This is a genomic window from Leifsonia sp. EB34, assembly GCF_041260585.1.
Lineage (GTDB): Bacteria > Actinomycetota > Actinomycetes > Actinomycetales > Microbacteriaceae > Leifsonia.
On sequence record NZ_JBGCCV010000002.1, the window covers coordinates 1,186,678 to 1,204,888 of the forward strand.

At 71.2% G+C, this 18,211-nt stretch carries 16 protein-coding genes; 12 read left to right on the plus strand and 4 right to left on the minus strand.

Annotation, left to right across the window (positions count from 1 at the left end):
* Positions 1–87: 87 nt before the first annotated feature.
* The 5 genes from ABIA36_RS15105 to ABIA36_RS15125 all read left to right on the plus strand — a co-directional run bounded on the left by ABIA36_RS15105 (position 88) and on the right by ABIA36_RS15125 (position 4,252).
* Complete coding sequence (locus ABIA36_RS15105; RefSeq protein WP_369963338.1) at positions 88–747, plus strand: TetR/AcrR family transcriptional regulator; 660 nt, start codon at positions 88–90, stop codon at positions 745–747.
* A gap of 170 nt (positions 748–917) precedes the next feature.
* Positions 918–1,808, plus strand: a complete 891-nt coding sequence (locus ABIA36_RS15110) for an ABC transporter ATP-binding protein (protein ID WP_369963339.1) — start codon at positions 918–920, stop codon at positions 1,806–1,808.
* Positions 1,805–2,494, plus strand: a complete 690-nt coding sequence (locus tag ABIA36_RS15115; RefSeq protein ID WP_369963340.1) for an ABC transporter permease — start codon at positions 1,805–1,807, stop codon at positions 2,492–2,494. The genes ABIA36_RS15110 and ABIA36_RS15115 overlap by 4 nt, the downstream gene beginning before the upstream one ends.
* A complete protein-coding gene (locus tag ABIA36_RS15120) occupies positions 2,491–3,234 on the plus strand; it encodes an ABC transporter permease (RefSeq protein ID WP_369963341.1) in 744 nt (247 codons plus the stop codon). Before ABIA36_RS15115 ends, ABIA36_RS15120 begins: the two co-directional genes overlap by 4 nt.
* Positions 3,235–3,310: 76 nt before the next feature.
* The gene (locus ABIA36_RS15125; RefSeq protein WP_369963342.1) at positions 3,311–4,252 is read left to right on the plus strand and encodes an ABC transporter substrate-binding protein; all 942 of its coding nucleotides are present in this window, start codon (positions 3,311–3,313) and stop codon (positions 4,250–4,252) included.
* Positions 4,253–4,334: 82 nt separating this feature from the next.
* Here the strand turns inward: ABIA36_RS15125 and ABIA36_RS15130 are convergent, their stop codons facing one another.
* The 3 genes from ABIA36_RS15130 to ABIA36_RS15140 are packed head-to-tail and all read right to left on the minus strand — an operon-like array spanning position 4,335 to position 6,290.
* Positions 4,335–4,916 (minus strand): TetR/AcrR family transcriptional regulator, encoded by a 582-nt coding sequence (locus ABIA36_RS15130; RefSeq protein ID WP_369963343.1) that lies wholly within the window; start codon positions 4,914–4,916, stop codon positions 4,335–4,337.
* A 43-nt stretch (positions 4,917–4,959) separates the two neighbouring features.
* Positions 4,960–5,919, minus strand: a complete 960-nt coding sequence (locus ABIA36_RS15135; protein WP_369963344.1) for a M56 family metallopeptidase — start codon at positions 5,917–5,919, stop codon at positions 4,960–4,962.
* Between the two features lie 5 nt (positions 5,920–5,924).
* Positions 5,925–6,290 carry a BlaI/MecI/CopY family transcriptional regulator gene (locus ABIA36_RS15140; protein ID WP_369963345.1) on the minus strand — a complete coding sequence of 122 codons (366 nt, stop codon included), beginning with the start codon at positions 6,288–6,290 and terminating at the stop codon, positions 5,925–5,927.
* A gap of 95 nt (positions 6,291–6,385) precedes the next feature.
* Here ABIA36_RS15140 and ABIA36_RS15145 point away from each other — a divergent pair, with 95 nt between their 5' ends.
* The 4 genes from ABIA36_RS15145 to cydC are packed head-to-tail and all read left to right on the plus strand — an operon-like array spanning position 6,386 to position 12,175.
* Entirely contained in the window at positions 6,386–7,798 is a 1,413-nt protein-coding gene (locus tag ABIA36_RS15145) for a cytochrome ubiquinol oxidase subunit I (protein WP_369963346.1), read from the plus strand.
* Positions 7,799–7,808: 10 nt separating this feature from the next.
* A complete protein-coding gene (cydB, locus tag ABIA36_RS15150) occupies positions 7,809–8,843 on the plus strand; it encodes a cytochrome d ubiquinol oxidase subunit II (protein WP_369963347.1) in 1,035 nt (344 codons plus the stop codon).
* Position 8,844: 1 nt separating this feature from the next.
* Entirely contained in the window at positions 8,845–10,470 is a 1,626-nt protein-coding gene (gene cydD / locus ABIA36_RS15155) for a thiol reductant ABC exporter subunit CydD (RefSeq protein WP_369963348.1), read from the plus strand.
* The gene (gene cydC / locus ABIA36_RS15160; protein ID WP_369963349.1) at positions 10,457–12,175 is read left to right on the plus strand and encodes a thiol reductant ABC exporter subunit CydC; all 1,719 of its coding nucleotides are present in this window, start codon (positions 10,457–10,459) and stop codon (positions 12,173–12,175) included. The genes cydD and cydC overlap by 14 nt, the downstream gene beginning before the upstream one ends.
* Positions 12,176–12,211: 36 nt before the next feature.
* On the opposite strand, the gene ABIA36_RS15165 is transcribed toward cydC, so the two are convergent.
* Positions 12,212–12,997 (minus strand): aminotransferase class IV, encoded by a 786-nt coding sequence (locus ABIA36_RS15165; RefSeq protein ID WP_369963351.1) that lies wholly within the window; start codon positions 12,995–12,997, stop codon positions 12,212–12,214.
* Between the two features lie 55 nt (positions 12,998–13,052).
* Between ABIA36_RS15165 and ABIA36_RS15170 the strand changes: the two genes are divergently transcribed.
* The 3 genes from ABIA36_RS15170 (at position 13,053) to ABIA36_RS15180 (ending at position 17,865) form a co-directional block, all read left to right on the plus strand.
* Positions 13,053–14,420 carry an anthranilate synthase component I family protein gene (locus ABIA36_RS15170; protein ID WP_369963352.1) on the plus strand — a complete coding sequence of 456 codons (1,368 nt, stop codon included), beginning with the start codon at positions 13,053–13,055 and terminating at the stop codon, positions 14,418–14,420.
* Positions 14,421–14,504: 84 nt separating this feature from the next.
* Complete coding sequence (gene leuS, locus ABIA36_RS15175) at positions 14,505–17,093, plus strand: leucine--tRNA ligase (protein ID WP_369963353.1); 2,589 nt, start codon at positions 14,505–14,507, stop codon at positions 17,091–17,093.
* Between the two features lie 124 nt (positions 17,094–17,217).
* The gene (locus tag ABIA36_RS15180; protein ID WP_369963354.1) at positions 17,218–17,865 is read left to right on the plus strand and encodes a helix-hairpin-helix domain-containing protein; all 648 of its coding nucleotides are present in this window, start codon (positions 17,218–17,220) and stop codon (positions 17,863–17,865) included.
* Positions 17,866–18,211 lie beyond the last annotated feature (346 nt).

The window sequence follows — 18,211 nt, forward strand, 5'->3', positions numbered from 1 at the left end:
GATCCGATTACTGCGACGGAACGAACCGTCGCCGGGCTGGGGACCCGCACGCGTATCGTGGAGTGAGAGAAAGAAGGAGTCGCCCTCGTGCCCATCAACGACCTGGTCGCTGCACAGAACACCGCCGGAGCGCCGCTCGTGCGGACGGAGCCGATCCAGGAGCGCAGCGCCGCCCGGATCGACGCCCTCCTCGACGCCGCCGCGGAGGTGGTGGACGAGATCGGCTTCGACCGCCTGACGACCGCGATGGTCGCCGAGCGCGCCGGCGCGTCCATCGGCACGGTCTACCGGTACTTCCCGGACCGCATCGTGCTGCTGCAGGCGCTCCGCGACCGCGCGCTGCTGCGCTACCGGCACTCGGTGGTCGCGGCCATCCACGCCGAGAGCCCCGAGCACTGGTGGAACGCCGTGGAGTGCGCGATCGACGCGTTCGTCGCGATGTTCCGCAGCGAGCCCGGTTTCCGCATCATCCGCTTCACCGACGCCGAGCGCTCCGGGCTGCCCGGTGACGAGGAGCCGGAGCAGGCCGCGTCCTTCGCGTCGCAGTTCGCCGCGATCCTGTCGGAAGAGTACGGCCTCCCCGCGGGCGAGGACCTGGCCTTCCGCCTGGAGATCGTCGTGGAGATCATGGACGGCCTGATCAACCGGGCCTTCCTCGACGACCCGATGGGAGACGCCCGCTACATCGACGAGGCGCGCGTCGTGGCCCGCGAGTACCTGGAGCGGCGGTACGACCCGAAGAGCTGAGGCTCTCCGGGGAATGTCGGCGGTATGGGGCAGTGTTGTCTCATGGTGACTGGGTTTCGTGCCACAAACCGACTCAATTCATTGCGAATTGTTCGGAAGCCTGTTTGGGTGGGATGGATGGCCCCGAATTCAGAGACCACCCCGTTCCGCCGACTGAGAGCTGAGGATCGATGATCGAGTTCAGCTCGGTGACGAAACGGTTCCCGGACGGGACGGTCGCTGTCGACGACTTCTCGCTGGTGGTCCCGTCCCGCCAGATCACCGTGCTCGTCGGCTCGTCCGGCAGCGGCAAGACCACGATCCTGCGCATGGTCAACCGCATGGTCGACCCGACCAGCGGCACCGTCTCGATCGACGGCGAGGACGTCCAGAGCCTCAAGCCGGTGCACCTGCGCCGGCGCATCGGCTACGTCATGCAGAACTCGGGACTGCTGCCGCACCGCAAGGTGGTCGACAACATCGCGACGGTACCGCTGCTCACGGGCGTCAAGCGCAAGGACGCACACGAGCGCGCACTGGAGCTCATGGACACGGTCGGGCTGGAGCGCTCGCTCGCCGACAAATACCCGAGTCAGCTCTCCGGCGGCCAGCAGCAGCGTGTCGGCGTGGCGCGCGGTCTCGCGGTCGACCCCAACATCCTGCTGATGGACGAGCCGTTCGGCGCCGTGGACCCGATCGTGCGCGACGACCTCCAGAACGAGCTGCTGCGCCTGCAGCGGGAACTCGGCAAGACCGTGCTGTTCGTCACGCACGACATCGACGAGGCGTTCCGGCTGGGGGACCAGGTGGTGATCTTCCGCAAGGGCGGGATCGTCGCGCAGAAGGGCACCCCCGCCGAGATCCTCGCCCGTCCCGCCGACGACTTCGTCGCGTCGTTCGTCGGCGCCGACCGGGGCAAGCGCGCCCTCCACATCGAGCGCACGCCGACCGGCTCTGTGCTGGTCGACAGCGAAGGGCGCACCGCCGGTGTGCTCAGCGCGGACGACTCCGCTTCCGTTGAAGCAAAGGCCGCGACCGTCTCGGTCGCGGGTGCTACGGCGCAGGGTGAGGAACCGACGTGAGCTTCTTGTGGTCGAACCTCGGCCAGGTCTGGAATCTCACGGTCTCCCACGTGTGGTTGAGCGCCATCCCGATCGTCGTCGGCTTCCTGCTGTCGCTCCCGATCGGCTGGCTCGCGAATCGCTCCCGGATCAGCCGTCCGGTGCTGCTCACGCTCGGCGGCATCCTGTACGCGATCCCCTCGCTGCCGCTCTTCTTCGCGATGCCCGCGCTGATCGGAACCAAGATCCTCGACCCGGCGAACGTGGTGGTCGCACTGAGCATCTACGCCGTCGCACTGATGGTGCGCACGACCGCCGACGCGCTCGCGTCCGTCCCTGGTGACGTCATCCAGTCGGCCACGGCCGTCGGGTTCTCGGGGTGGCGGCGGTTCTGGACGGTCGAGCTGCCGCTCGCGGGTCCCGTCCTGCTGGCCGGCCTCCGCGTCGTCTCGGTCTCGACCGTGAGCCTGGTGAGCGTCGGAGCCCTGCTCGGCGTGCCGAACCTCGGCCAGCTCTTCACGGACGGGCTCAACCGGTACTACCCGGAGGAGGTCGCGGTCGGAATCATCATGATCATGGTCGTCGCGCTCGTCTTCGACCTCGTGCTGGTGCTGCTCGGCCGGCTGCTGCTGCCCTGGGCGCGACTCGACAAGCGCATGGGCCGGCTGCGCCGCTCCGCTGCGATGAAGGCGGTGACCGGCGCATGACCGATTTCGTGGCGGCCTTCGGCTGGCTCTTCGACCCGGTGAACTGGGCGGGCCCCGGCGGCATCCCGGCGCGCACGGGGGAGCACCTCCTGTACACGCTGCTGACGCTGCTGCTCGCCGGCGTGATCGCATTGCCGATCGGCTTCGCGATCGGGCACACCGGGCGCTTCCGCGGCCTCGCGATCGGCGTCTCCGGCGCGCTGCGCGCCCTGCCGACGCTCGGCCTGGTGGTCTACCTGGCCCTCATCATGGCGAACATCACGATCCTGCCCCCGCTGATCGCGCTGACCATCCTCGCCATCCCGCCGCTGCTTGCGGGCGCGTACTCCGGGCTGGAGTCGGTGAACCGCAGCACGATCGACGCCGCACGTGCCGTCGGCATGACCGAGTGGCAGATCTTCGCGAAGGTGGAGCTGCCGCTGTCGCTGCCCCTCGTGATCGGCGGCATCCGCTCCGGCGCGCTCCAGGTGATCGCGACCTGGACGGTCGCCGCCATCCTGCCGGTCGGCGGCCTCGGGCGGTACCTGTTCGACGGGCTGTCGGTGCAGAACTACCCGGAGATGCTCGGCGGCTCGATCATCGTGGTTGTGCTCGCCCTGGTCGTCGACGGCCTGTTCGCGCTGACCCAGAAGCTCGTCGTGCCGCGCGGCGTCACCGCCGGCCGCGTCCGCGCCGACACCGCCGGAGAGCCGCGGCGCGCGATCGGCGTCGCCACAGCCGAGCGGCAGTCCGCTCCCTGATCCTCCCCGTATGGGGCTTCCCGTTTCACACCTACCCATCGCACAGAGACCCATCGCACACAGAAGAGAGAAAATCATGTTCGGATCCAAGAAGGGGCGCATCGCAGCCGGCGTGCTCGCGGCGGGGGCGCTCATCGCCCTCAGCGCGTGCTCGTCCGGCGGCGGCGGCGCATTCAATACCAGCAGCAGCGGCGGCGGCTCCTCGTCGGGCGACACCGTCACCGTCGGGTCCGCCGCGTTCGGCGAGAACGAGATCCTGATGCAGATCTACGGCCAGGCCCTGGCCGCGAACGGCGTCAAGGTCAGCTACAAGCCGAGCATCGGCCAGCGCGACGTCTACCTGAAGGCGCTGCAGGACGGCTCGATCGACCTGGTCCCCGAGTACTCCGGCAACCTGCTGCAGTTCTACAACAAGAACAGCACGGCCTCCTCGAGCGCGGACGTCTACGCCGCGCTGAACGACGCGCTGCCGAAGGGCTTCGAGGTGCTCGACCAGGCCAAGGCGCAGGACGCCGACGCCTACAACGTCACCAAGGAGTTCTCCGACAAGTACAAGGTCACCAGCCTGGAGGACCTCAAGAAGGTCACCGTGCCGCTCACCGTGGGCGCGAACCCCGAGTTCGCCACCCGGCCCTATGGCATCCCGGGCCTCAAGTCGACCTACGGCGTGACGGCGACGCTCACCCCGATCAGCGACTCGGGCGGCCCGCTGACCGTCGCGGCCCTGAAGAACGGCAGCGTGCAGCTCGCTGACATCTACACGACCACGCCGGCCATCAAGGACAACGGCTTCGTCGTGCTGAAGGACCCGAAGAACCTGATCGCCGCACAGAACATCGTGCCGCTGATCAACTCCAAGAAGGCCTCCGACAAGGTCAAGTCGGTGCTCAACAAGGTCTCGGCCGAGCTGACCACGGACGACCTGATCACGATGAACAGCGAGAACCAGGGCGCCAGCAAGACCCAGCCGGACGCCGTGGCGAAGAAGTGGCTGCAGGAGCACCCGATCAAGGGGTGACGTCGCCGAAAGGAGGGTGACCTCCTCACGGCTCCGCGTGCGGCGGCTCGGGCGACCGGGCCGCCGTTCGCGTTCCCGCGCGCTACTCCGTGCGGATCAGCGACCAGAACGACTCGATCGCGTCGCCCATGTCGGCGGACGGGTCGAGCATCCACTGCACCTGCATGCCGTCGGCGACGGCCACGGCCAGGCGCGCGAGCATGCGCGGGTCGACGCCGTCGCGCACCCGCCCGGCCTCCTGCTCGGAGCGGAGGTAGCCCGCCAGACCCTCGACGATCAGCCGGTAGCGCGAAACGAAGTAGTCGTGGCCGGGATGGTCGGGGTCGGCCGCCTCCGCCGAGATGGTCGCGTAGAGCTGGACGAGGCCCGGCACCTGCGCGTTGTGCCGCACGATCCCGACCAGGCCGTCGAACGCCCCCGACCAGTCCGCGCCGAACTCGCCGCCCGCGGAGTCCACCTCGTCGCGCTTGCGCAGCACCTCGGCGAACAGCTCCTCCTTCGAGGAGAAGTGGTGCAGGAGGCCGGCCTGGCTGAGCCCGACGGAGTCGGCGATCTCGCGCAGCGACGCCTTGCGGTAGCCCTTGTCGGCGAACACCTCCAAGGCACGGTCGAGGATCTCCTCGCGTTTGGCGATTCCCTTGGCGTATCCCCGCTTCTCCGGCATGATTCCAGGCTAGCGGGCGTCAGGCGGTCAGCTCGTCAGGCGGTCAGCTCGTCAGCACGAGCACCGGCGGCACCACCACCAGCAGTGCGGCGGCGACCACCACCAGCAGCCGCACGCCAGGGCCGACCGTGCGGTGGCCGGAGGTGAGGCGCTCCTCGCGCGCCACCAGCGCGGACCGGCGCTGCTCGGGCGTGCGCGGGTCCTTCGGGGCGCCGAGGGCGGCCCCGGCCGACCCGGTCGCGTCCACGATGCGGATGGCGTCGGCGAGCACCGGGTCGCCCGCCGTCCGCCGGGCGGTGTCGTCGGCCAGCATCTCCACGAGGATGGCCACGGCGTCCTGCGCGCGCGTCGCGATCGGGAACCACGGCAGTGCCCGCTTCCACGAGCGGAACGCGTCGAGCAGCAGGTGGTGCTTCTGGCGCAGGTGGGCGCGCTCGTGCGCGATCACGGCCTCGAGCTGCTCGGGCGTCAGGAGTTCGATCATCCCCTCCGACAGCACGGTGACGCTGCGGGCGCCCGGGAGGCAGTAGGCGGCGGGCGCCGGGTGATCGATGATGCGGGTGGCCGGCTCGTCGGGGAGCGGCGAGCTGAGCAGCCGGAGCAGCTCCATGTGCCGGTGGCGCTGCCGGCGGCTGCGCACGGAGGTGAGCGCGAGGTTCAGCAGCAGGTGCGCCGTCAGCAGCACCGCCGCGCTGAGGAAGAAGGTGTGCAGCAGCGAGACGCCCGCGGGGAGCGGACCGCTGAAGAGCGTCGACGCCGCGCCCGAGATCCGGCTCGCGAGATCGTAGCCGAAGGGCTGGAGCCCGGCGAGCAGCAGCGAGCCGATCATCGAGATGCCGCCGGCCAGTGCGATCGACTGCCAGAGCGCCAGCGCGAGCCCGGGCGCGGCGGGCGGCCACTTCGCGCGCGCCAGCAGCAGCGGCACCGGCCAGGCGAGGGCGACCGCCAGGAGGCCGAGCAGGATCGCGGTCGAGTCGACGGGCATCCCGGTCAGCGCAGTCATTCCAGTCAGTTACGGGCGTCGAGCAACCGGCGGAGCATCGCCGCCTCGGACTCGTCGACCGAGCCGACGAAGTAGGCGAGGGCCTCGGTGCGGTCGGTGGAGGTCTCCAGGACTTCGCGCATCAGGTCGGCGACGTGGTTGGCGCGCGTGAGGGACGCGAAGTAGAGGTGCGGGCGGGCGTCGCGGTCGCGGTCGACGAACCCCTTCTGCTCGAGACGGGAGAGCACCGTCAGCACGGTGGTGAGCGCCGGGGTCTTGCCGTCGTCGCGGGTGGCGGCTAGCTTGTCGCGCAGTTCGTTGGCGGTGATGGGGGAGTCGCCCGACCAGAGGGCGTCCATCACCGCGCGTTCGAGTTCTCCGAGATTGGCCACGGTTCCAGAGTAGCGCGGGAAGGCTGTGAATGTTCTACACTCTGTAGAAGTAGTCTTCTACACGTTGTAGAACATTGACCGGAAGGGTGGGCTGCGTGAACGAGATCCTCGATCCGCTGCTGCTGGCGCGCTGGCAGTTCGGGCTGACGACGATTTACCACTTCCTGTTCGTTCCGCTCACCATCGGCCTCGTCGTGGTCGTCGCGATCTTCCAGACCGCGTGGTACCGCAGCGGCAAGGTCCACTACCTGCAGTTCACCCACTTCTTCGGCAAGCTCTTCCTGATCAACTTCGCGATGGGCGTCGTCACCGGCATCGTGCAGGAGTTCCAGTTCGGCATGAACTGGTCGAACTACTCCCGGTTCGTCGGCGACGTCTTCGGCGCTCCGCTCGCACTGGAGGGCCTGCTCGCGTTCTTCCTGGAGGCCACCTTCATCGGGCTGTGGATCTTCGGCTGGGACAAGCTGCCGCGCGGCCTCCACCTCGCCTGCATCTGGATCACCGCGATCGGCTCCATCCTGTCGGCGTACTTCATCCTCGCGGCCAACGCGTTCATGCAGCACCCGGTCGGCTACACGCTCAACCACGCGCGCGGCCGGGCGGAGCTCACCGACCTCTGGGCGGTGCTGACGAACAAGGTCGCGCTGGCGGCGTTCCCGCACACGATCTTCGGCTGCTTCATGGTCTCGGCCGGCCTCATCATCTCGGTGGCGGCCTGGCACCTCTCGCGCACCAGGAACCTGGAGACCATGCGCCCCGCGCTGAAGCTCGGGCTCTGGATGATGGTGGTCGCCGGCATCGGCAGCGTCTTCAGCGGCGACCAGCTCGGCCTCGCGATGGTGCAGACCCAGCCGATGAAGATGGCCGCGGCGGAGGCGCTCTACAAGACCTCGACCGGTGCGGACGCGTCGTTCTCGATCTTCACGCTCGGCACGCCGGACGGCGTCCACGAGCTGTTCTCGATCCGCATCCCGTACCTGCTGTCGTTCCTCTCGACGCACACGCTCACCGGGACGGTCGAGGGCATCAACGATCTCAACGCCCACTACCAGCAGCTCTTCGGGCCGGGCGACTACACCCCGATCATCTGGGTCACCTACTGGGCGTTCCGCTGGATGATCGGCCTCGGCCTCCTGCACGTCCTGGTCGCCGTCGTGGGGCTCTGGTTCACCCGCAAGGGCCGGACGCCGCCGTGGGCGTGGATGTGGAAGGTCGCGATCTGGGCGTTCCCGCTGTCCTTGGCCGCGATGATCGTGGGCTGGATCTTCACCGAGATGGGCCGGCAGCCCTGGCTCGTGTTCAGCCTGATGAAGACGCAGGACGGCGTCTCGCCCGGCGCGACGGGACTGGAGGTCCTGATCTCGCTGCTCGCCTTCACCGCGATCTACGGCACGCTCGCCGTGGTCGAGTTCAAGCTCATCAAGCGCGCGGCCCAGAAGGGGCCGACCCCCGCCGAGGAGCACCTCGACGACGCGGGCAACCACGTCCCGGTCGCCACGGTCTACTAGGAGCATCGACATGGATCTCGCAGTCCTCTGGTTCGGCATCATCGCCTTCTTCTTCATCGGCTACTTCGTGCTCGACGGGTTCGACTTCGGCGTCGGGATGTCGCTGCCGTTCCTCGGCAGGGACGAGACCGACCGGCGCGTGCTCATCAACACCATCGGCCCGGTCTGGGACCTCAACGAGACCTGGCTGATCGTCGGCGGCGCCGCGCTCTTCGCCGCCTTCCCGGAGTGGTACGCGACGCTGTTCAGCGGCTTCTACCTGGCGCTGCTGCTCATCCTGCTCGCGCTGATCGCGCGCGGGGTGTCGTTCGAGTACCGGCACCAGCGTCCCGAGTCGCGGTGGAAGCGCTGGTTCGACGGGATGATCATCGTCGGCTCGGCGGTGCCGGCGTTCCTCTGGGGCGTCGCGTTCGCCAACATCGTGCAGGGCGTGGCCCTCGACCACGGCCACAACTACACCGGGACGCTGTTCGACCTCCTGAACGGGTATGCGCTGCTCGGCGGCCTGACCACGCTGCTGCTGTTCTTCACCCACGGCGTCGTCTTCGTCTCGCTCAAGACGGACGGGGAGATCCGGGTGCGGGCGCGAAAGCTGGCCACGCGGTCGGGGCTGCTGGCGATCGTGGTCGCCGCGGCCTTCCTGAGCTGGACCGTGGTCGCGCACTTCTCGGTGGCGCTGCTCGTGCTCGCGGTGCTGGCCGCGGTCGCGCTCGTGCTGTCGTGGATCCTGAACCTGCGCGGAGCCGAGGGCTGGTCGTTCGGTTTCATGGCGCTGACGATCGCACTGGCGGTGGTTTCGTTGTTCGTGGCGCTCTTCCCCGATGTGATGCCGTCGTCGCCGAACCCGCAGAACAGCCTGACCATCGCCAACGCCTCCAGCACGGACACGACCCTGTCGATCATGACGTGGGTCGCGGTGATCTTCCTGCCGCTGATCCTGGCGTACCAGGCGTTCACCTACTGGGTGTTCCGCAAGCGGGTGACGCGCGCGAGCATCCCGGGGGAGCCCGCCGAGCCCGTCGATCCCGAACCGGTGGCCGCCTGACGTGCGCCCGCTCGACCCCCGCCTCCTCCGTTACGCGGGCGCCACCCGCGTCACGCTCGCGACCGGCGCGCTCGTCGCGGTGCTGCAGACCGCGGCGGTGGTGGCGTTCGCCTGGCTCGTCACCCGGCTCGTCGTCCGCGCCATCGCGGGGGCGCCGTTCGGCGAGCTGAGCGCGCTCTTCGCGGGGCTCGTGCTCGTGGTGATCGTGCGCGGCGTGCTGCTCTGGCTGGCGGAGTCGGTGTCCGCGCGCGGCGGGGCCACGGTCGTCGCCCAGCTGCGCGAGCAGCTCGTAGACGCCTTCGGCCGCCTCGGACCGCGGGGGCTCGCCGGGCGCAGCAGCGCCGATCTGACCCTCGTGGCCGGGCGGGGGATGGACGCGCTCGACGGCTACTTCGCGAAATACCTCCCGCAGCTCATCGGCACCGCGGTCGCGATGCCGCTGCTCGTCCTGGTGATCGGCTGGCAGGACCTCACCAGCGGCGTCATCCTCGTGCTCACCCTCCCGCTCATCCCGGTGTTCATGGTGCTCGTCGGCTGGGCGACGCAGGCGGCGCAGCAGAAGCAGTGGGCGGCGCTCTCGACCCTCTCGCGCGGCTTCCTCGACGTCGTCGCCGGCCTCCCGACCCTCACGCTGTTCGGTCGGCAGCACCGGCAGGAGGCCCGGATCCGGCAGGTCAGCGAGGAGTACCGGGTGCGCACGATGAAGGTGCTCCGGATGTCGTTCCTGTCCGGGTTCGTGCTGGAGCTCGCGGCCAGCCTCTCGGTCGCCCTGATCGCCGTCGCGATCGGACTGCGCCTGCTGGGCGGCTCGCTCGACCTGTCGGTCGGGCTGTTCGTGCTGCTGCTGGCGCCGGAGGCGTTCCTCCCGCTGCGGAACGTCGGCGCGGCCTACCACGCCGCGACCGAGGGGATGGAAGCCGCGTCGAAGGCGTTCGAGGTGCTGGACGCGGCGCAGGACGTCATGCCGGAGCCCGCGGCAGGGTCTTCGGAGACCGGCCTGGTGTTCTCGGAGGTCACCGTGTCGTACGACGGACGCGCTGTGGTCGGGCCGTTCTCGGCGGCAGTGCGGCCGGGCGCGCTCGCGGTGCTGAGCGCGCCGAGCGGGGCCGGGAAGTCCAGCCTGGTGGCGGCGACACTCGGCTTCGCGGCGCACGGCGGGACGATCGCCGCCGGAGGCCGTGCCGACGCCGCGGGCCGGCGGGAGGCCATCGCCTGGGTCGGCCAGAAGCCGGCGCTGCGCGCGGGCACGATCGCGGAGAACGTCGCGCTCGGCGACGCGGTGGCGGACCGCGCGCTCGTCGTCGCGTCGCTGCGTGCGGCCGCCGCGCCGGAACTCGACCCGGACCTCCCGGTCGGGGTCGGCGGCACGGGGCTGTCGGGCGGTCAGGCGCAGCGCGTCGCCGTCGCCAGGGCGCTCTACCGGCTGCGGGCGCGGTCGTGCCCGGTGCTGGTCCTGGACGAGCCGACCTCGGCCCTCGACGCGGCGACGGAGCGGGCGCTGCTGGCGTCCCTCCGGGCGGTCGCGGACGAGGGCGCCGCGGTGCTGGTGGTCAGCCACCGCGCGGCGGTCGTCGCGGCCGCCGACGATGTTCTGGAGCCGGGGGTGCTGTCCGATGTCCGTCTCTGACACGCTCCGGGTCGAGCGCGACCAGACCCGCCGCATCCTCCGGCTCGCCCTGCCGCCCGCGCGCCGGCTGTGGTCGGCCGTGGCCCTCGGCGCGCTGAGCGGCGGAAGCGCCGTCGCCCTCCTCGGCGTCTCGGCCTGGCTGATCACGCGCGCCTCGGAGCAGCCGGCGCTCATGTACATCTCGATGGCGGTGGTCGGCGTGCGTGCGTTCGCGCTCGGCCGCGCGTTCTTCCGGTACCTGGAACGGCTCGCCGGACACGACGCGGCCTTCCACCGCCTCGGCGACATCCGCGCCGACCTGTTCGCGCGCCTCGTGCCGCTCGGGCCCGACGGTGTGGGCGCCGGGGACCGCCGCGAGGGGAAGGCCCGCGGAGGGGAGCTGCTCTCGCGGCTGGCGGACGACGTGGACGAACTGCCCGACTTCCCGCTCCGGGTCGTGCAGCCGCTGGTGGCCGGCGGCGTGGTCGTCGTGGCGAGCGCGGTCGCGGCGTTCATCTTCCTGCCCGCCGCCGGGATCGCGCTCCTCCTCGCGCTGGCCGCGGCCTTCGTCGTTGGGACCCTAGTCAACCGCTGGGCGGCCGGCTCGGCCGAGCGGCGGATCGCCCCGCTGCGCGCCGCCCTCGCCGCCGCCGTGCACGAGCTGGTGACCGGGCTGGACCTCCTGATCGCGTTCGACGCGCTGCCGCAGGCGCGCGAACGGGTGCGGAAGGCCGGCGCGCGGCTCACCGCCGCCGTCCGCACCCGCGCGGCCGGGCTGGGGCTGACGGCGGGCGCCGTGTCGCTGCTCGCCGGCGTCGCGACCGTGCTGGCGCTCGCGACCGGCATCCCGGCGCTCGAGTCGGGCCGCCTGGACGCGCCGACCCTCGCAGTCGTCGCGCTGCTCCCGCTGGCGGTGTTCGAAGTGTTCGGCACCCTCCCGCTGGCGTTCGGCGCGTGGCGGCGGGTGCGGGCGAGCGCCGAGCGGATCGCGGACACCGTGCCCGCGTCCGTTCCGGACGGCGTGCCGGTGGACGCGCCCTCGGCCGCAGCGCTGACCGTGACCTCGGTGCCGGACGTGACCCTGCACCTCCGCACGGCGCACTGGCCCGGGGAGGCCGCCCCCGTGCTCCACTCCCTCGACCTCGTGCTGCGGGCGAGGGAGCGGGTGGTGCTGACCGGCCCGACCGGCGCCGGCAAGACGGCGCTCGCCCACGTGCTGACCCGGTTCCTCGACCTCGACGGAACGTACGAGATCGACGGCGTGGAGGTGCGCGGCGTGCGGCAGGACGACGTGCGGCGCGTGGTGGGCCTGGTGGAGCAGCAGCCGTACCTGTTCGACTCCGACCTCCGGCAGAACCTGCTGTTCGCCCGCGACTCCGCCACCGACGAGGAACTGCTCGCCGTCCTGGAGCGGGTCGGCCTCGGGGAGTGGACGCGCTCGCGCGGCGGCCTCGGCAGCCCGGTCGGCGAGCGCGGCGCGCTGGTCTCCGGCGGCCAGGCGCAGCGGATCGCGCTGGCGCGCGCCCTGCTGGCCGACTTCCCGGTGCTGATCGTCGACGAGCCGACGGCGAACGTCGACGCGGCGGTCGCGGACCGGATCGTGCGCGACATCCTCACGACGGCCGCGGACGACGGCCGCACGGTGCTGCTGATCTCGCACACGCCCGTCCCCGACGCACTCGTGACGCGCCGCCTCCACCTGGAGGGCGGCACGCTCGTCCCGTGACCGGCACGATTCGTGTCGAGGGTCGGCGTACGCCCGTCAGCGGAGAGGACGCGCCAGCGCCCCGAACCGCGACCGCCATGCGGCCGTACGTGCCGGGTCGTGGCCGAGCGCCGGCCCATCCACCCACACCGTCACATCGCGGATCCCGTGCAGAGCATTGACCGCCCACAGCGCCACGCCGTCGAGCTCGGACGGCCGCACCGCCTCCTCCTCGACCGGGACGCCCAGGGCGGCGGCGATCCCGCGCACGGTCCGCGCAGCGACGCTGTCCACCCGCGCGAGCGAGAACGGCGGCGCAAACAGCGTCTCGCCCCGCCACCACAGCAGCGCCGTGGTCGTCCCGTCGGAGACCCGTCCGTCGTCGAGGATCACAGCCTCCTGAGCGCCCACCTGCTGCGCGCGCTGCCGGAGCACATTCAAACGGTCGATGTCCGGGCCCTTCAGGTGCGGCACGCGCCGGGGGTCGGTCGCAGCCGTCGCCACCACCAGGTCGGAGCCGAGCGGCGGCGCCGCGCGGAGCCGGAAGCGGAGTCGCAGGGCGTCCCGCACCCGCACCAGCTCGAAGCGGGGGAACCAGCGTCCGTCGCCGGGTAGCAGTGCCACGCCCGCGTCCCAGAATGCGGCCAGCGAGCCGGCGTCGCGGAACCCCTGCTCGCGCGCGGTCTCGGCGAAGCGGTCCCGGTGCAGCCCGAGCGCCAGCACGCGACCCTCCGCCACGAGGAAGGAGTCCGCGGCCAGGAGCTCCGTCTCCGCGACCTCGCAGTCGTCGCGGGCGGTGAGCGCGCCGGCGGCCCAGTCGTAGAGAGTGGCCGAGGTGTCCATCCGTTCAGGCTAACGCCCGCCGCGCCGTCGACCCCGCCTGGTGCAGACTGGTGCGGTGCTCCCGTCGCCACGAACACACCGCCTGCGCATCCCCGTCGACCCTGCCGACGCCTTCGCGGCCCTGTTCGCGACCGGCGATGCGGTCTGGTTGGACAGCGGCCCCGACGCGGAGACCGGCCGGAGCGTCATCGGCACGGGGGCGCGCCTCGCGACGGCGTCCGTGGCCGAGGGGACCGTGACGGTCGACGGGCTGAGCTTCGACGCGAGCATCCTGGACGCTGTGCGCGCGGAGCCGATCGCCACGCACGGCTATCCGCTCGGCTGGATCGGCTGGCTCGGCTACGAGGCCGGCGCAGCGGCGCTCGGTGTGCCGTACACCGCGGGTCCCGGGCTGGACGCGGTCTTCCTGTACGTCGACCGGCTCGTGGTGTTCGACCACGCGGACGGGACGGCGACCCTGGTGGACGCGACACCGGAGGGCGCCTGGCTGCGCGAAGCCGCGGACGTGCTCGGTGGCGCGGAAGGAGCGGCCGCACGCTACGCGGCAGCACATCCGGTCCCTGAGGCCACCCCCACCTGGCGGCACTCCGCCCGGGCCTACCTCGCCATGATCGCCGCGTGCCAGGAGGCCATCCGGGCCGGCGACGCCTACCAACTCTGCCTCACCAACACCGCGACCGCCGCCACCACCGCCGACCCGCTCGCCGTCCACCTCCGGCTGCGCCGCGACAGTCCCGCCCACCACGCCGGTTTCCTGCGGATCGCCGGCGAGACCCTGGTGAGCTCCTCGCCCGAGCAGTTCCTCCTCGTCACCGCCGGCGGCCTCGTCCGCACCAAGCCGATCAAGGGCACCCGTCCGCGCGGCGCGACCGTCGCGGAGGACCTCCGCCTGCGCGCCGAGCTGGAGGCCAGCGAGAAGGAGCAGGCCGAGAACGTCATGATCGTGGACCTGATGCGCAACGACCTCGGGCGGGTGTGCGAGGTCGGCAGCGTCGGCGTCCGGCACCTGCTGGAGGTCGAGAGCTACGCGCAGGTGCACCAGCTCGTCAGCACGGTCGAGGGGAGGCTGCTGCCGGGCCTGACCGCGGTGGACGCCCTGGCCGCCGCGTTCCCCGCCGGCTCGATGACGGGCGCCCCCAAGCTCTCCGCGATGCGCATCCTCGCCGGGCTGGAGGCCGGCCCGCGCGGCGTCTACTCGGGCTGCTTCGGCTCCCTCGCCGCGGACGGCTCGGCCGACGTGGCGATGGTGATCCGAAGCCTCCGGTTCCGCGACGGCGTCGTCACCATCGGCGCCGGCGGCGGGATCACCGCTCTCTCGGTCCCCGCCGAAGAGCTCGAGGAGGTCGCCGTCAAGGCTGCCGCCCTCTTCCGCGCAGCGGGCCTCCGCCCCCCCGGGAACGGACCGGACCCCTCCAACGTTTAGTAACCTGGAAGCTCGGGCCGCGCGCCCGATGCCTTCTCGTCGCGACGCCCCTCCCGGCCGCGGCGACATCCGAGAGAGAGTCCAGTGGCACACGAGCACGATGCAGCACCCGTACCGGTCCGCGAGGCCGGTGCGCACTACGACTTCACCGAGATCCAGAACACCTGGCTCCCGGTCTGGGACGAGCTGAAGCCGTTCTCCACGGCCGACCCCGCCGACAAGCGCCCGCGCAAGTACGTGCTCGACATGTTCCCGTACCCGTCCGGCGACCTGCACATGGGTCACGCGGAGGCCTACGCGCTGGGCGACGTCATCGCCCGGTACTGGCGGCAGCAGGGCTTCAACGTCCTGCACCCGATCGGCTGGGACTCCTTCGGCCTGCCCGCCGAGAACGCCGCGATCAAGCGGGGGCTCGACCCGGCCGGCTGGACGAACGACAACATCGCGCAGCAGAAGGCGTCGATGCGCCGCTACGCGCCCAGCTTCGACTGGGACCGCGTCCTGCAGACCAGCGACCCCGGCTACTACCGCTGGAACCAGTGGCTGTTCCTGAAGCTGCACGAGAAGGGCCTGGCCTACCGCAAGGCCTCCCAGGTCAACTGGTGCCCCTTCGACCAGACCGTTCTGGCGAACGAGCAGGTCGTGAACGGCCGCTGCGAGCGCTGCGACAACCTGGTCACGAAGAAGAAGCTGACCCAGTGGTACTTCCGCATCACCGACTACGCGGACCGTCTGCTGGACGACCTGAACCAGCTGGAGGGCGCCTGGCCGTCCAAGGTGCTGTCGATGCAACGCAACTGGATCGGCCGCTCCACCGGTGCCGACGTGAAGTTCGCGATCGAGGGCCGCGAGGAGCCGGTGACGGTCTACACCACGCGTCCGGACACCCTGTACGGCGTGACCTTCATGGTCGTCGCGCCGGACTCCGACCTGGCCGCCGAGCTGGTCGCCGACGTGCGCCCCGAGGTCCGTGAGCGGTTCGACGAGTACCTGGTGGCCGTGCGCGGCACCACCGAGATGGACCGCCTGAGCACCGACCGCGAGAAGACCGGCGTGTTCCTGGAGCGGCACGCGATCAACCCGCTGACCGGGGAGCGCATCCCGATCTGGGCGGCCGACTACGTGCTGAGCGACTACGGCCACGGCGCGATCATGGCCGTGCCCGCGCACGACCAGCGCGACCTGGACTTCGCGCGCGCCTTCGACCTGCCGGTGCGCGTCGTCGTGGACACGACGCAGCCGGTGACCGGCGCCATCCCGATCATCCGCACCGACCCGGAGACCGGCGAGCCGATCCTGCCGGAGGACGCCCCGCTGGAGAGCCCGGCCGAGACCGGTGTCGCGCTGACCGGCGAGGGTCGCCTGATCAACTCGGGCCCGTTCGACGGGCTGAGCAAGTCGAACGCGATCCGCCGCGTCACCGAGGCCCTGCAGGCGTCGGGCCTGGGCGCACCGGCGAAGAACTTCCGCCTGCGCGACTGGCTGATCTCGCGCCAGCGGTACTGGGGCACGCCCATCCCGATCATCCACTGCGAGCAGTGCGGCGAGGTCCGCGTGCCCGAGTCCGAGCTGCCCGTGCTGCTGCCCCCCGCGGAGGGACTGGACCTGCAGCCGAAGGGCTCCAGCCCGCTGGGCGGCGCGACCGACTGGGTCAACGTGGCGTGCCCGAACTGCGGCGGTCCCGCCAAGCGCGACACGGACACGATGGACACCTTCGTGGACAGCTCGTGGTACTTCCTGCGCTTCCTGAACCCGAACGACTCCACCCAGGCGTTCGACCCGAAGGAGGCCGAGAAGTGGGCGCCCGTCGACCAGTACGTCGGCGGCGTGACCCACGCCATCCTGCACCTGCTGTACGCGCGGTTCATCACGAAGGTGCTGTTCGACCTGGGCTCGGTCAGTTTCACAGAGCCGTTCACGGCGCTGCTCAACCAGGGCATGGTCCTGATGGACGGCTCCGCGATGAGCAAGTCGCGCGGCAACCTGGTGAAGCTGTCCGAGCAGCTCGACGAGCACGGCGTCGACGCGGTGCGCCTGACCATGTCGTTCGCAGGTCCCCCGGAGGACGACATCGACTGGGCGGACGTGTCACCGTCGGGGAGTGCGAAGTTCCTGGCGCGCGCCTGGCGCGTGGCGCACGACGTCACGAGCGCCCCCGATGTGGTCTGGAAGACGGGCGACCCGGCGCTGCGCCGCGTCACCCACCGCTTCCTGGCCGACGCGCCCGGGCTGATCGAGGCGTTCAAGTTCAACGTCGTGGTCGCGCGCCTGATGGAGCTGGTCAACGCGACCCGCAAGGCGATCGACGGAGCCGCGGGGCCGGCCGACGCCGCGGTGCGCGAGGCCGCCGAGGTCACGGCGATGGCCCTGAACCTGTTCGCGCCGTACACCGCAGAGGACATGTGGTCGATCCTCGGCTACGAGCCCTCCGTCGCGCTGGTGCCGTGGCGCAAGCCCGACCCGACGCTGCTGATCGAGGAGTCGGTGACCGCCGTCTTCCAGGTCGACGGCAAGGTGCGCGACCGCGTGGAGGTCTCGCCGAAGATCGCGTCGGACGACCTGGAGGCGCTGGCCCGCGGGTCGGAGGCCGTGGTGCGCTCGATCGGTGACCGCGAGATCGTGAACGTGATCGTGCGGGCGCCGCGACTGGTGAACATCGCGACGCGGGGCTGAGCACTTCTCGCTCCCTTCTCGGTACGTACGGCGGCGGTCCTCCACAGGAGGGCCGCCGCCGTCGCTTTTCCACTGATCCGTCGCTCGCGCGTTCTCGCGTCCGCGCCCTTCGTAGCGTGAGGGGATGCGACATCGGGACGAGGACACGGAACGCGCGCCGTCACGCCGGCTGAAGGTCGGGATCGGCGCGGCGGCGGTGCTGCTGGTGGTGGCCTTCGTGGTGGCGGCGGTCATCTCCGGGTTGAACGGCGGGCGGGAATTGCCGGTGGGGGCGGTGACGCCGTCGGTGTCCGCGTCCGTGTCCGCCATACCGACACCTAGTGATCTGGCCGGCGCCGAACTCTTCGTCCATGTCTCCGGCGCGGTCAACAAGCCGGGGCTGATCCGGCTGCAGCCGGGCGCGCGCGTGGTCGACGCGGTGGAAGCGGCGGGCGGTTTCGCCGAAGGGGCCGACCCCGCCGGGGTCAACCTCGCGCGCCGGGTGCACGACGGCGAGCAGTTGCGGGCGCCGCTGGTGGGTGAGGTCGTGGTCGCCGACGGCGGCGATGGCGCGGGTCCCGTCGCCGGCGCCGCCGATGGTGCCCCGGTCGACCTGAATATGGCGTCCGCCGCCCAGTTCGAGACCCTCCCGCGGATCGGGCCCGCGATGGCGCAGCGCATCGTGGATTGGCGCACATCGAATGGACGGTTCGGTGCGGTGACCGACCTCCTCAAGGTCACCGGTATCGGCCAGAAGCTCTTCGACGGCATCAAGGACAAGGTGACCGTCTGATGCCCGATCTCCGACTGGCGATACCGGCCGCAGCGCTGTGGGTGTGCTGCGCGGTGGGGGTGGGCGTCGCGGGGGCGATGCCGGTCGTGGCGGCCGTCGCGGGGATGGGTGCTGTGGCGGCGTTGGCCGTGGCGCTTTTGGCCGGTGGCCGCGGTGGCCGCGGTTGGAGCGGTGGCCGCGGCGGCGACGCGGCAGTCCCGCGCCCCGTCATGGGCCGTGGGACCCACGCCCGCCCGCAGCACCTCGGCGGTGGCCGGCCACCGCAGCACGTCGGCGGTGGCCGGCCGTCGCCAGCTCTGTCGTCATCAGCCCTCTGGTCGTCATCTCTTCGGCCGCCATCGCGCTC

Bases quoted from the DNA above. Each gene is read 5' to 3' on its own strand.
- ABIA36_RS15110 (WP_369963339.1), top strand. From the start codon at position 918: ATGATCGAGTTCAGCTCGGTGACGAAACGGTTCCCGGACGGGACGGTC.
- ABIA36_RS15120 (WP_369963341.1), top strand. From the start codon at position 2,491: ATGACCGATTTCGTGGCGGCCTTCGGCTGGCTCTTCGACCCGGTGAAC.
- ABIA36_RS15125 (WP_369963342.1), top strand. From the start codon at position 3,311: ATGTTCGGATCCAAGAAGGGGCGCATCGCAGCCGGCGTGCTCGCGGCG.
- ABIA36_RS15130 (WP_369963343.1), bottom strand. From the start codon at position 4,916: ATGCCGGAGAAGCGGGGATACGCCAAGGGAATCGCCAAACGCGAGGAG.
- ABIA36_RS15135 (WP_369963344.1), bottom strand. From the start codon at position 5,919: ATGACTGCGCTGACCGGGATGCCCGTCGACTCGACCGCGATCCTGCTC.
- cydB (WP_369963347.1), top strand. From the start codon at position 7,809: ATGGATCTCGCAGTCCTCTGGTTCGGCATCATCGCCTTCTTCTTCATC.
- cydC (WP_369963349.1), top strand. From the start codon at position 10,457: ATGTCCGTCTCTGACACGCTCCGGGTCGAGCGCGACCAGACCCGCCGC.
- ABIA36_RS15165 (WP_369963351.1), bottom strand. From the start codon at position 12,997: ATGGACACCTCGGCCACTCTCTACGACTGGGCCGCCGGCGCGCTCACC.
- ABIA36_RS15180 (WP_369963354.1), top strand. From the start codon at position 17,218: ATGCGACATCGGGACGAGGACACGGAACGCGCGCCGTCACGCCGGCTG.